Raw genomic sequence first — 12522 nt, 5'->3', positions numbered from 1 at the left:
CTATGGATTTGTTATTAATACTCACTTATACCGCATTGTGCATTGGTATCTTTAAAGTTTTTAAAATCCCACTTAATAAATGGACGGTACCCACCGCGGTACTTGGTGGTGTGGTGCTGATCGGCGCTTTGATCCTGTTAATGAACTATAACCACCCACATTCAAATATGGCCAGCAGTGCCTATGTCACAACACCTATTGTGCCAAATGTACGCGGTACCGTTGAAGAAGTTGCAGTAAAACCAAATCAGCCTGTTAAAAAAGGAGACTTACTGTTTCGCCTAGACAATACCTTATATCGAGCCAAACTAAATCAAGCGATTGCCGCTTTACAAGATGCAAAACAGTCAGTCCTCGGTTTAGAAGCGGCCTATAAATCAGCACAAGCCAGTGCCCTAATGGCTAAAGCTGAATATGATCGCAGTAAGAAAGAATACGAACGTTATGAAAAAGGCGCAAAAAGCGGTGCTTACTCAAAAGGCCAAGTTGATAATAAATTAGGTGTATACTTAGCAGCAAAGGCAAGTTACGAAGCAGCACAGGCCGAAGAGTTACGTCAAAAACTTGCATTTGAGTCTGAAATAAACGGCGAACAAACTAAAATTGCCGCAGCTCGCGCTAATTTAGAGCAAGCTCAATTTAACTTAGACAGCACAAGCGTTTATGCACCTACCGATGGCTATGTTACACAACTAACATTACGCCCTGGGATGATTGCAGTACCAATGCCACTACGCCCAGTAATGACCTTTGTGCACAAAGAAGATACAGTTTACGTCGCTGCATTTAGACAAAATTCACTATTAAGACTTGAACCAGGCTACAAAGCAGACTTTATCTTTAAAGCTATTCCTGGCAAAACCTTTGCGGGTGAAGTAATCGATGTATTACCTGCTATTGGTGAAGGACAAGTACAAGCACAAGGCACACTGATGGGCACTGAGTTTTTTGCTCGCCAAGGCCGCGCAATTGTCACCTTAAAAATCACAGACGACATGAGTGAATATCACCTACCACAGGGGACAAGCACAGAAGTCGCTGTTTATTCAGAACACTTCGAGCACGTATCAGTAATGCGTAAAGTATTGATCAGAATGAAAAGTTGGCAAAACTACCTATTCTTAGATCACTAAAGTAGGCAATTACCAATAAAAAAAGGCGCTTATTAGCGCCTTTTTTACTCTCTAACTAAAGTTACTTAACTAGAGTTACTTAGTTAGGTCATCGAAAAACTTCTTAACACCGTCAAAGAAACCTTTTTCTTTTGGACGGTTTTTAGAGCCATCTTTACCCATGCTTTGCTCAAGTTCTTCAAGCAATTCACGTTGACGATCATTAAGATTAACCGGCGTTTCAATAACCACTTTACAGATCAAGTCACCTTGAGCGCCACTACGTACAGACTTAACGCCTTTACCACGCATACGGAACATCTTGCCCGTTTGGCTTTCTGATGGGATCTTCAGTTTTGCACGGCCATCCAGTGTCGGAACTTCAATTTCACCGCCCAGGGCTGCTGTTGTAAAGCCAATAGGCACTTCACAATACAGGTTATTACCATCACGTTGGAAAATCGGATGTTCACGTACAGAAACCTGAACGTATAAATCACCTGCTGGTGCTCCATGCATGCCCGCTTCACCTTCGCCCGATAGACGAATACGGTCACCTGTATCAACACCTGCTGGGATCTTAACTGATAAGGTCTTAGTTTTTTCTACGCGACCTTGACCATGACAGCTGTCACATGGATCAGAAATAATTTGACCTGTGCCCTGACACGTAGGACAAGTTTGCTGAACCGCGAAGAAACCTTGGCGCATTTGTACTTGGCCTGCACCATGACAGGTAGTACATGTTTTTGGTTTAGAACCTGCTTTTGCACCGCTACCGTCACATGGCTTACAGCTAACCCAGGTTGGTACTTTAATTTCGACATCTTTACCACGAACAGCCTCTTCAAGGCTTAAGTCCATGTTGTAACGTAAGTCCGAACCACGTTGTTGACGCGATTGACGACGACCACCGCCACCACCAAAGATATCTCCAAACACATCACCGAAAATATCACCAAAATCACCATGACCGCCGCCGAAGCCACCGCCATGACCGCCACCACCTTGTTCAAAGGCTGCATGGCCGTACTGATCATACATTTGACGCTTTTGCGGATCAGTTAGTACTTCGTAGGCATCTTTTACTTCCTTAAATTTAGCTTCAAGGTCTTTATCGCCTGCGGTACGGTCTGGATGATATTTCATCGCTAAGCGCTTATACGCTTTTTTTATGTCTCGTTCGCTGGCATCTTTGCTCACGCCGAGAACTTCATAATAATCGCTTTTTGACATATCTATCACACTACTCTTTTTACTGCAGCTACACTGCGTAAGGTAAATCGACTGATACAAATCGTATTATGGTCATAACCATTTAAGATGATTAGCAACTTATCAATTTACCGTTTATATACATGCAAAAGGCGCGTCAAGCGAAATCGCTGGCGCGCCTCAATCATTTCATCCTAACTTAATTGGCTAAACAAAGCAGCCATTATTGCGTTAGGCAGAAGCGAAACAAGCAATTACTTGTCGTCTTTCACTTCTTCGAACTCTGCATCAACAACATCGTCGTCTTGTTTTGCAGAAGATTGCTCAGCACCGGCATCCGCACCGCCTTGTTGCTGCTGTGCTTTAGCTTGTGCAATTTCCATTAGCTTTTGTGACTTCTCAGCAAGAGCTTGCGTTTTCGCTTCAATCTCTTCTTTGTTGTCACCTTTAATCGCCGCTTCTAGCTCTGTAAGCGCAGCTTCGATTGCTTCTTTATCTTCTGCAGGTAATGCATCACCCGCTTCTTCGATTTGCTTACGTGTACCGTGAACCATTGCATCAGCTTGGTTACGAGTTGCTACTAGCTCTTCGAATTTCTTATCTTCTTCAGCGTGCGCTTCAGCATCACGAACCATTTTTTCTACTTCATCGTCGCTTAGACCTGAAGAAGCTTGGATTGTGATCTTCTGCTCTTTACCTGTATCTTTATCTTTAGCAGATACATGTAAGATACCGTCCGCATCTACGTCGAATGTTACTTCGATTTGTGGAGTACCACGTTGTGCTGGGCGAATACCTTCTAGGTTAAATTGACCTAGTGATTTGTTATCACTTGCACGCTTACGCTCACCTTGTAGTACGTGAATCGTTACCGCTGATTGGTTGTCTTCAGCTGTTGAGAAAACTTGTGATTTCTTAGTAGGAATCGTCGTGTTTTTCTCGATTAGAGCTGTCATTACTTGACCCATAGTCTCGATACCTAGTGATAACGGAGATACGTCAAGTAGTAGTACGTCTTTAACGTCACCAGCCAGTACACCACCTTGAATCGCTGCACCTACTGCAACTGCTTCATCTGGGTTAACATCTTTACGAGGCTCTTTACCAAAGAACTCAGCAACTGTTTTTTGTACTAGAGGCATACGTGTTTGACCACCAACAAGGATGATGTCATTTACGTCGCTTACTGATAAGTCAGCATCAGCCAGTGCACGCTTAAGTGGCTCGATTGACTTAGTTACTAAGTCTTCAACAAGTGACTCAAGTTTTGCACGAGTAACTTTAACGTTCATGTGCTTAGGACCAGTTGCGTCGGCAGTCACGTAAGGTAAGTTAACTTCTGTTTGCTGTGCAGAAGAAAGTTCAATCTTCGCTTTTTCAGCAGCTTCTTTAACACGTTGCATTGCAAGTGGATCAGTTTTAAGGTCGATACCTTGATCTTTCTTAAACTCTTCAACTAAGTAGTTGATAACACGGTTATCGAAGTCTTCACCACCTAAGTGAGTGTCACCGTTAGTTGCTAGAACTTCAAATGTGTGCTCGCCTTCAACTTCATCAATCTCGATGATAGAGATATCGAAAGTACCACCACCTAAGTCATATACTGCAACAACGTTTTCACCTTTATTTTTGTCCATGCCGTATGCAAGTGCAGCGGCAGTTGGCTCATTGATGATACGTTTAACTTCAAGACCAGCAATACGACCAGCATCTTTAGTAGCTTGACGTTGTGAGTCATTGAAGTATGCAGGTACTGTGATTACTGCTTCAGTAACCGCTTCACCTAGGAAGTCTTCTGCTGTTTTCTTCATTTTTTTCAGCACTTCTGCTGAAATTTGTGGTGCAGCACGTTTCTCGCCACGTGCTTCAACCCATGCATCACCGTTATCAGCTTTTACAATTTTAAAAGGCATGATACCGATATCGCGTTGTACTTCTTCGTCTTCAAAACGACGACCAATTAGACGCTTGATTGCAAATAATGTGTTAGTTGGGTTAGTTACTGCTTGGCGTTTTGCAGGTTGACCAACTAATGTTTCACCGTCTTGCGTATATGCAATGATCGATGGTGTTGTGCGATCGCCTTCCGCGTTTTCGATAACGCGTGCTTTATCACCGTCTAGTACTGCTACACAAGAGTTAGTAGTACCTAAATCGATTCCAATAATTCTACCCATGAATCTTCTCCAACTTCAAAATTCGTTAAAACGTTCGATGACTAGTAGATAGGGGTGCAGGAAACTGAATTCAACTGTAAAAATGAAAAAAAATTACTTTTTTTTGAAATATTTTCGAAATGGGCGTTTTTTCCACAAAAAGCGCTGTTTTCTCAGCCTGCTTGCAGGATAAACAAACTGGTCTGATGACTTTGGCTATGCTATAACAAACACCATAACAATAAATGTTAAGGAAAATTATGCATTTTGAACAATTACTCGCCATGGCAACTGAACTAGGCAAAGACAAAACAAAAGTAATGCAGTTTCCAGAAAACTGGTGCCAAGGCCGCACAGCGTTTGGTGGATTATCTGCAGCTTTATTATATCAAGCTATACGTCAGCATATCGATAGCTCTCGCCGCTTACTATCTTTAAGCACTAACTTTGTTGGGCCGTTAATCGCTGACAATGATTTTTCAATCGACGTTGAAGTCTTACGTGAAGGCAAAAACAGTGCGCAGGTACTAGCAAAAGTGATTCAAAATGGCGATGTTTGTGTTATTACACAAGCCTGTTTTGGGGCTGAGCGTCAGTCCGATGTTAGTGTAGATGTCACTAAAACTATGCAGCTAAAACCGGTTGATGAGCGTTTCATCCTACCTTATAAAGAAGGCGTGATGCCGGCATTCTTCCAACATGTGGCACTGTGTTTACAAGACGGTAATATGCCATTCTCTGGAGCAGATACCTCACATTTAGGTGGTTGGATGAAATTCAAACATGTACCAGAGCAAATGACTGAAGCCCACATCATCGCCCTAACAGATGCATGGCCACCAACCTTATTACAAATGTATAAGCAACCCGCACCTGCAAGTAGCATGTCGTGGTACATAGAATTTGTTGAAGAACCTTCAATTGCCCATGATGCTTGGATTGGCTACGAAGCAGTTACACATCATAGTAAAGATGGCTATGGGCTAGAAGATGGTTGTATTTGGAGTGAAAGCGGAAAGCTAATTGCACTGAGCCGCCAAACCGTCGCGTTATTCGCGTAACTCAGGCTCTGAAAGTTGCGCGTACTCAGTCCCATCAAGGCGAATAATTGCTTGGTACTGGCCTGACTCAATGATCTCACCAAGACCCAAATTAAAGGTGTTTTTTAAGGTTTTACTGTAAAAAAACGCAGGTCTTGGTGCTTCTTTAAAAATTGCATGCACAATAAAAGGTTTAACCTCAGCGCTTTGTTTGTATTTTTCTAGATAGTATAAAAACACTCGGCGCTCTAGGATAATTACATCGACCCAGCCTTTCATAAGGTGATCAACTTGCGCTTCTTGGTTAACTACTTCTTCGTAAGAACGCAAAATGTTAGTAACCGATTTAAAAGGTGCTTCAATGAAATTAGTCGCATTTTGAAACGCAAGCACGCTTTTACCTGCTAAATCGTAGATACTACTAATCTTAAGATCTTTATCAGCAAGGCTAACCGCCACATTTTGATAGCGGAGAAGTTCATCGCTCTTATATACATGTGAAGTAAGTACAGGTGGAAAGTTCAGCGCAATATCAACCTTGCCCTGCATAAGTTGCTGCTCAGCACGCTTATTAGACATGTAATGGATATCGATATTAGAAATGCCTTGCGATTTGAAAGCAGCTTTCAATATTTCGAGTTGAATGCCACTGTTAGTGTCTTCTATAACATAAGGAGGTAAAGAGGCGCTCGCAGCAACAACAATGGTTTTTTGCGTATTTGGCTCAGATAAACACTCACCTTTAACACTAACAAACAACATTAAAAGGATAAATAATTGCTTCACTGCTCACCTTAAAGAATTAAATGTATTAAAAAGCGTAATCGCTTTGTACAAATATTAGCTTATATTAAACAAAGGTGCATTTGAATTTATACACTATTTGATGCAAACTTAACTAAGTTCTTGTTTAAGAGACCCAAAGTTTGCAAACAGCCTGTCCTAGCTGCGATCTTGTCATTGAGATCCCACACTTAAGTGCAAAACAAGTGGCAATATGCCCTCATTGCAATACAAAGCTTTCGGCATCGCAAGCTAACCAAGATAGTATGGTGGTCGCACTAAGTTTAAGTGCTATTGTTATGCTACTGAGTAGTATGTTTTATCCATTCCTGTCTTTTACCAGTAGTGGTATTACCCAAACAATCACCTTACCCGATGCCGCTCGTATTCTCTTTAATTACGACAACGACTTTTTAGGTTTGTTCATCGACACCAGTATTATTGGTCTGCCCCTTCTTTTATTAGTACTCATAATTCCACTACATCTAGGCTTACTAAAAGCGTTACCATATCAATGGGGAAAAAGACTGTTAAAAACCACCTTTGCGTTAGAACCTTGGATCATGTCAGAGATTTTTTTAATTGGCGTGATGGTCAGTATGGTAAAAATCATGTCGATGGCCGATATTGAATTTGGTGTAAGCTTTTGGGCCTATAGCGCTTTTGTTATTTGTTATGTGGCAGCCACAGCAAAATTAAATAAGCACACCTTGTGGCAACAATTAAAAGAACCTGAATACATAGAGCAAACAAAGCCAAACACGCGTGCTATTGATCAAGGATTAAGAGCATGTCATGTTTGTGGGCAACTGTGTGCGACCGAAATCTGTTCACGCTGCGACTCTAAAACTTACAGTCGTAATCCTTTTAGTGTGCAAAAAGCCGCAGCGTGGTTATTAACCTCAGTGGCCTGTTATATTCCAGCCAATGTCTATCCTATTATGTACACCACAAGCCTTGGCGATGAAACTCCATCAACTATTATTGGTGGCGTAATGATTTTATGGAATAGTGGTTCGTACCCTATCGCAATGATCATCTTTTTAGCGAGTGTGGTTGTTCCCCTTGCCAAAGCGCTAATATTAAGTTTTTTATGTTTTATGGTGATGAGGCCAGCAAACAGACAAACTAAAAGCTATACACGTATCTATCAATTGACTGAATTTATTGGTAAATGGTCAATGATCGATGTATTTGTTGTGGCGATTCTAGTAGCCTTAGTGCAACTCGGAAACTTAATGTCAGTAACACCTGGCATTGGCACAATATTTTTTACAACCATGGTTATTTGCCAGATGTTGGCAGCCCATGCGTTTGATCCACGTTTATTGTGGGATAACCCAGATAACTTAAGTACTGCGAAACAAGAGACCTTGGCATGAGCGAAACCGCTAAAATAAAAACAGCGCCAAATATATCAGCAATCTGGATCATTCCAGTTATTGCCTTATTAATCGGCGCATGGATGTTGTACCAGTATCAAGCAAATAAAGGCACCACCATTTTTATCAAAATGCCTCATGCAGAAGGTATTGTAGCTGGTAAAACAGAAATAAAAGTTCGTAGCGTGAAGATTGGCCAAATCGACCATGTTCGTTTATCAGATAAACAAAATAGCGTCATCGCACGGGCGCAAATCGATAAACATTACGACGATTTACTCACAGATGATGCGAAAATTTGGGTGGTAAAACCACGGATTGACGATACCGGCATAAGCGGCATGAGTACCCTACTCTCTGGTGTATATTTAGAATTTGCACCGGGAGAGAGTAAAAAGCTGGCCGAAAGATTTGAGCTACAAGATGAACCGGCTCTAATTGGTAAAGATGTAAAAGGTGGGCGCTTCACCCTATTAAGTTATAACGCAGAAGTGCTTGATGTGAGTACCGGTATTTACTTTAAAGATTACAAAATTGGCCAAATAGAAACCGCCACCTTTGATTGGAAGAATCAAGCGATGAAATATGGCATTTTTATCAATGAGCCATATCAAAACTTGATCACCTTAAACTCTATTTTCTGGGTAAACTCAGGCATCGAAATAGACCTCTCTGCAGATGGTATTAATGTTAATACAGGCTCGTTAAGTAAATTGCTAAAAGGCGGTATTTCTGTTGGTATTCCTGAGCAACAAGCGCCCGGTGAAGTTGCCAGTAACGGCCATAGTTTTTCTTTAAGTAATAGCTACAAAGCCGCCTTAGAAGAACGCTTTTACGATTTTGACTACTACTTAATCGACTTTGAGCAATCAATTCGCGGCTTACGCGCTGGCGCTCCTGTCGAATACCGAGGTATGCGCATCGGTAGTGTAGTTGAAGCACCTGCAAGTGTGATAATAGATGGTAAGCCTGCACACTTTAGAACCGATAACACCGCAGTACCTGCCCTGATAAAAATTGAGTATGGGCGCCTCTACCACGACAGTGCAGCAGCACGCGAGTTTTGGTATTCAAGTTTAGATGGCTGGATCAAAAATGGTCTTCGAGCCTCTTTAAAGCCAGGTAACTTACTCACTGGTGCGGTGTATGTTGACTTAGATATTTACGATAACGCAGAGCCCGCCGAGTTAAAGACGATAGCTGAATATACCGTATTCCCGAGTGTATCAAGCGGTATTACAGTCATAGCCGACCAAGTCTCTGATGTATTGAATAAAGTAAATAACCTTAAAATTGAAGATAGCTTGGCACAAATGCAGACCACCTTTGCCGAGTACCAAGCGCTTGCTCATGACATGAGAGAGCTACTAAATAAGCAAGATACACAAGACTTACCGGGTGATATTAATCGCAACTTTGCAGAAATGACTAAGAGCATGCAACAGTTCGATAAAACAATGAAACAATTTGAAAAAACTATGGCAAGTTATGAGCAAGGCTCAACATTCCACCAGCAGTTGCAAACAACTTTATCTGAATTTAAACGTTTAAGTGAAGAGCTGCAGCCACTCACAAGAGGTTTAAACCAGCAACCTAATATGTTGATCTTTGATAAAGAGCTACCAGCAGACCCAACGCCGAGGAAACAATAATGAACTATAAACTCTGTGCTTCAGTTGCATCAGCGCTATTACTTTCGGCCTGCAGTCAAACGTCATTCTCGACTATTGAGTATTATCAATTTTCGCAGCCAATTATTGCAATGCAGCGCTTAGCTGAGAATACACAAGCTCAGCTCAGAATTAATACCGTACAGCTACGTGGTGCGCTTAATAATCGTGGTATTGCTATGGTTCTCGACAACAACCGAGTCAATGCTGCTAACTACCATTTATGGAGCGAATCACCTGATTTAATGTTAACCGCCAGTGCCCATCAACAGCTTTACACTGAGCTTGATAATTGGATGGTAATAAAAGGTTTACCGGTGATCACCGATTTAGATCAGCAAAGTTTCTATGAATTAGAATATGAGCTACATCACTTCAACGGCGATGAGCAAGGCAATGCCAACATTGCAGGGCTTTGGCGTTTGTACTACACAAACCCTGAATCTGGCCGAAAGTTAAAGGCGGTCAATTACTTTAATGAGCTTACACCACTACAAGACAGTGATTACGAAGGGCTTGTCGCAACACTTGAGTCAACGTGGCTAAAGGTCAACAAACAGGTTGCAAACGAAGTATCAAAGCTTGCTCTTTAATAAGAGTTTTAGAGGCTGATTGTCATCGTTAATGATGACATCGCCTATAAACTCAAAACCAAGTTTCTGTAACACCTTCTGTGAGCCAATATTTGTTTGCGAGGTTATTGCAGCAAGCACACCAAGCTCTAATACGTGTTTTTTTGCCATCAATAACCGAGCAGCAGATGTAATAATACCCTTGCCTTCATATTTAGCTAACAAGGCAAATCCTAAATCGGGAATAGCTAGCGCGTCGCGCTGAAAGAGCCCTACCATTCCAACAGGTGTATCATCAGCTAAACATACAATATAACTGCCACAGCCCAATTGCTGGTGGCTATTTATAAAGGTTTGTTGAATATAATGTTCAGCTTGTGCGGGCGTATTAATATTTTTATTACCGATATGCTCCAAAAATGTTGCTTGGTTTAAAAGCTCAACGATAAAAGTCGCATCATCAGGCTGCCCGGCACGTAAATATATATCTAACATGTATTAAAACACCTTACTAACGACATCATTGGTAAAATTAAGGCAGTCTAGAACACGCTCTTTTTGTACTTTAGATAACTCGTCAATATCGAAATAGCCATACTCAGTGTGCTCATTACTCAACATTATCTCAGCGTCATCAGCTATATAAGCACGAAAAATAAACGCATGAGAGTTAAATGCTGTGTGATAATAAACGCCACTTAAATAAGCGATATCTACATCACAGTTAAGCTCTTCTTGGCATTCACGAAGCAACGCTTGATGAATGGTTTCACCTTTATCTAAAGCTCCACCAGGTAGCCCCCAACTTTTTTGACCGTAATCAGCTTTTAGTAATAACACCTGACCTTGGTTATTGGTGATAACCGCATGGCTACTGAGTCTGTAAGTATCTGAAAAAGCCATAACCCTTTTGCTCAATTAATAAAAAGTGACGTTATTGATGAGTGTAAAGTAATTATCACTCCAATAAAAATTGTTATTGACTAAATTAATATTCAGGATTATTTTTTCTTGCGATGTTTTGGGCAAAACAAAAGCAGTATACCCTCTATACTGTCTGGCGCCAGCCAACGCAGGCACTTTCCCTAAAGGGTCCATAAAAGTGTGTTCGCGTAAAGCAGTTAATTGAGTCAATAGACTTTTGATTTCTCTAAGCAATCTCGTATTGCTTAACTGTGTGAAAAATATAATGCAAGAACCTTCTGCGTTAAGTTTACTGCCGCCAGTATTGGTGGTGGTTTTGGCCGTATTTTTACGCCGCCCTATTTTATCTTTACTAATTGGATCTTTGTTTGGTTTAGCCATGCTAGGCCCAACCGCTGTGTTAGCCGATTTTGCTGATATTTCTTTAAAAATAATGCAAGACGAAACCATTGCTTGGCTAATTTTAGTCTGTGGTGGATTTGGTGCATTAATCGCTTTATTAGTGAGAACAGGAGGTGCAAGTGCCTTCGCAGAATTAGCCTTAAAGTTTGCCAAAGGCCAGCGCTCATCGTTAGTGATGACCTTTGTGCTAGGTGTGATTATTTTTATTGATGATTACTTAAATGCATTAACCGTCGGTGCAACCATGAAACGTATCACCGATAAGTTTAAAATTAGCCGTGAAATGCTCGCTTATGTTGTTGACTCAACGGCTGCACCTATCTGTGTGCTTGTACCACTCTCAACATGGGCCGTTTTTTTTGGTGGCTTGTTAGTTGATAATAATGTTGCACCAGAAGGCCAAGGTATTGCCGTCTACATTCAAGCAATCCCTTATATGTTATATGCTTGGTTTGCAGTCATTGTGGTATTACTGGTTAGCTTAAATGTGTTCCCTGTTTTTGGTCCGATGAGAAAAGCACAACTACGTGCCATGAATAATCAAATCGAGATCTCAAGTAGCCAATACACAGATATTCAAACAGCAGATGAATATGCAGTGAAAGCAGCGGAAGAAAACTTTGAAACAGCAGCATCAAACGGCAAACTCTATAACTTTTTAGTGCCGATAGTTTTACTTGTTGCGTTTACTGTTTACTTTGACATTGACGTATTTAAAGGGTTGCTTGCAAACTTTGCCGTTGTTTTACCTTTTTACATGTTACAAAAGTTAATGACATTGTCAGAACTCGTTGAGCGTATGCTTGATGGTTTTAAAAGCATGATCCCCGCTATTGGGACTGTGGTTGCTGCATTTATATTTAAAGATGTGTGTGACCAATTAATGCTACCGCAATATGTCATTAATACATTAAGCCCTTATATGACAGCACAGTACTTACCTGCGGTAGTATTCTTAGCAATGGCAGTCCTTGCTTTTGCAACGGGTTCAAGCTGGGGTATTTTCGCAGTGACTATCCCTATTGTGATGCCACTGGCTTACGCAATTGATGCCAATATTCCTTTAGTGATTGGTGCTTTGTTGTCGGCGTCATCGTTTGGTAGTCAAGCCTGCTTCTATTCAGATTCCACCGTACTTGCTGCACAAGGCTCAGGGTGTGATTTAGTCAGCCATGCTATCACGCAACTGCCTTATACCTTACTTGCCGCAACTGCTGCATTTATAGGATTTTTGCTTATCGCATAAATTAAAAAGCCCAAGCAATA

At 41.3% G+C, this 12522-nt stretch carries 12 protein-coding genes; 6 read left to right on the top strand and 6 right to left on the bottom strand.

Annotated features, from left to right (window positions below; translation table 11 throughout):
• Positions 1–2: 2 nt before the first annotated feature.
• A complete protein-coding gene (locus AN213_RS13705) occupies positions 3–1133 on the top strand; it encodes an HlyD family secretion protein (protein WP_055198877.1) in 1131 nt (376 codons plus the stop codon).
• Positions 1134–1208: 75 nt separating this feature from the next.
• On the opposite strand, the gene dnaJ is transcribed toward AN213_RS13705, so the two are convergent.
• Entirely contained in the window at positions 1209–2348 is a 1140-nt protein-coding gene (gene dnaJ / locus AN213_RS13700) for a molecular chaperone DnaJ (protein ID WP_054563084.1), read from the bottom strand.
• A gap of 233 nt (positions 2349–2581) precedes the next feature.
• Positions 2582–4504, bottom strand: coding sequence for a molecular chaperone DnaK (dnaK, locus tag AN213_RS13695; RefSeq protein ID WP_055021216.1), 1923 nt, complete (start codon positions 4502–4504; stop codon positions 2582–2584).
• 239 nt (positions 4505–4743) lie between these two features.
• Here dnaK and AN213_RS13690 point away from each other — a divergent pair, with 239 nt between their 5' ends.
• Positions 4744–5544 (top strand): thioesterase family protein, encoded by an 801-nt coding sequence (locus AN213_RS13690; RefSeq protein ID WP_055198876.1) that lies wholly within the window; start codon positions 4744–4746, stop codon positions 5542–5544.
• On the opposite strand, the gene AN213_RS13685 is transcribed toward AN213_RS13690, so the two are convergent.
• A complete protein-coding gene (locus AN213_RS13685; protein ID WP_236702929.1) occupies positions 5533–6309 on the bottom strand; it encodes an ABC transporter substrate-binding protein in 777 nt (258 codons plus the stop codon). The two genes, AN213_RS13690 and AN213_RS13685, sit on opposite strands and share 12 nt — an antisense overlap.
• A gap of 140 nt (positions 6310–6449) precedes the next feature.
• Between AN213_RS13685 and AN213_RS13680 the strand changes: the two genes are divergently transcribed.
• The 3 genes from AN213_RS13680 to AN213_RS13670 are packed head-to-tail and all read left to right on the top strand — an operon-like array spanning position 6450 to position 9951.
• Positions 6450–7688: a PqiA/YebS family transporter subunit gene (locus AN213_RS13680; protein WP_054563081.1), complete on the top strand. Its 1239-nt coding sequence runs from the start codon at positions 6450–6452 to the stop codon at positions 7686–7688.
• A complete protein-coding gene (gene pqiB, locus AN213_RS13675; protein WP_055021213.1) occupies positions 7685–9340 on the top strand; it encodes an intermembrane transport protein PqiB in 1656 nt (551 codons plus the stop codon). The genes AN213_RS13680 and pqiB overlap by 4 nt, the downstream gene beginning before the upstream one ends.
• Positions 9340–9951, top strand: a complete 612-nt coding sequence (locus tag AN213_RS13670; protein ID WP_054563079.1) for a membrane integrity-associated transporter subunit PqiC — start codon at positions 9340–9342, stop codon at positions 9949–9951. Before pqiB ends, AN213_RS13670 begins: the two co-directional genes overlap by 1 nt.
• On the opposite strand, the gene AN213_RS13665 is transcribed toward AN213_RS13670, so the two are convergent.
• The 3 genes from AN213_RS13665 to AN213_RS20230 are packed head-to-tail and all read right to left on the bottom strand — an operon-like array spanning position 9934 to position 11235.
• The gene (locus AN213_RS13665) at positions 9934–10425 is read right to left on the bottom strand and encodes a GNAT family N-acetyltransferase (RefSeq protein ID WP_055198875.1); all 492 of its coding nucleotides are present in this window, start codon (positions 10423–10425) and stop codon (positions 9934–9936) included. The two genes, AN213_RS13670 and AN213_RS13665, sit on opposite strands and share 18 nt — an antisense overlap.
• 3 nt (positions 10426–10428) lie before the next feature.
• The gene (locus AN213_RS13660; RefSeq protein ID WP_054563077.1) at positions 10429–10833 is read right to left on the bottom strand and encodes an NUDIX hydrolase; all 405 of its coding nucleotides are present in this window, start codon (positions 10831–10833) and stop codon (positions 10429–10431) included.
• A gap of 15 nt (positions 10834–10848) precedes the next feature.
• The gene (locus tag AN213_RS20230; protein WP_162491360.1) at positions 10849–11235 is read right to left on the bottom strand and encodes a hypothetical protein; all 387 of its coding nucleotides are present in this window, start codon (positions 11233–11235) and stop codon (positions 10849–10851) included.
• Here AN213_RS20230 and AN213_RS13650 point away from each other — a divergent pair.
• On the top strand, positions 11120–12502 hold the full coding sequence (locus tag AN213_RS13650; protein WP_055198873.1) for a Na+/H+ antiporter NhaC family protein: 1383 nt from the start codon (positions 11120–11122) through the stop codon (positions 12500–12502). The two genes, AN213_RS20230 and AN213_RS13650, sit on opposite strands and share 116 nt — an antisense overlap.
• Positions 12503–12522 lie beyond the last annotated feature (20 nt).

It is taken from the genome of Pseudoalteromonas sp. P1-8 (genome assembly GCF_001399985.1).
Lineage (GTDB): Bacteria > Pseudomonadota > Gammaproteobacteria > Enterobacterales > Alteromonadaceae > Pseudoalteromonas.
This window is presented reverse-complemented; position numbering and strand designations above follow the sequence as displayed.

Excerpts from the sequence above, each read along its gene's own strand:
- AN213_RS13705 (WP_055198877.1), top strand. The coding sequence starts at position 3 with ATGGATTTGTTATTAATACTCACTTATACCGCATTGTGCATTGGTATC.
- dnaJ (WP_054563084.1), bottom strand. The coding sequence starts at position 2,348 with ATGTCAAAAAGCGATTATTATGAAGTTCTCGGCGTGAGCAAAGATGCC.
- dnaK (WP_055021216.1), bottom strand. The coding sequence starts at position 4,504 with ATGGGTAGAATTATTGGAATCGATTTAGGTACTACTAACTCTTGTGTA.
- AN213_RS13690 (WP_055198876.1), top strand. The coding sequence starts at position 4,744 with ATGCATTTTGAACAATTACTCGCCATGGCAACTGAACTAGGCAAAGAC.
- pqiB (WP_055021213.1), top strand. The coding sequence starts at position 7,685 with ATGAGCGAAACCGCTAAAATAAAAACAGCGCCAAATATATCAGCAATC.
- AN213_RS13670 (WP_054563079.1), top strand. The coding sequence starts at position 9,340 with ATGAACTATAAACTCTGTGCTTCAGTTGCATCAGCGCTATTACTTTCG.
- AN213_RS13665 (WP_055198875.1), bottom strand. The coding sequence starts at position 10,425 with ATGTTAGATATATATTTACGTGCCGGGCAGCCTGATGATGCGACTTTT.
- AN213_RS13660 (WP_054563077.1), bottom strand. The coding sequence starts at position 10,833 with ATGGCTTTTTCAGATACTTACAGACTCAGTAGCCATGCGGTTATCACC.
- AN213_RS13650 (WP_055198873.1), top strand. The coding sequence starts at position 11,120 with ATGCAAGAACCTTCTGCGTTAAGTTTACTGCCGCCAGTATTGGTGGTG.
- AN213_RS20230 (WP_162491360.1), bottom strand. The coding sequence starts at position 11,235 with ATGGCTAAACCAAACAAAGATCCAATTAGTAAAGATAAAATAGGGCGG.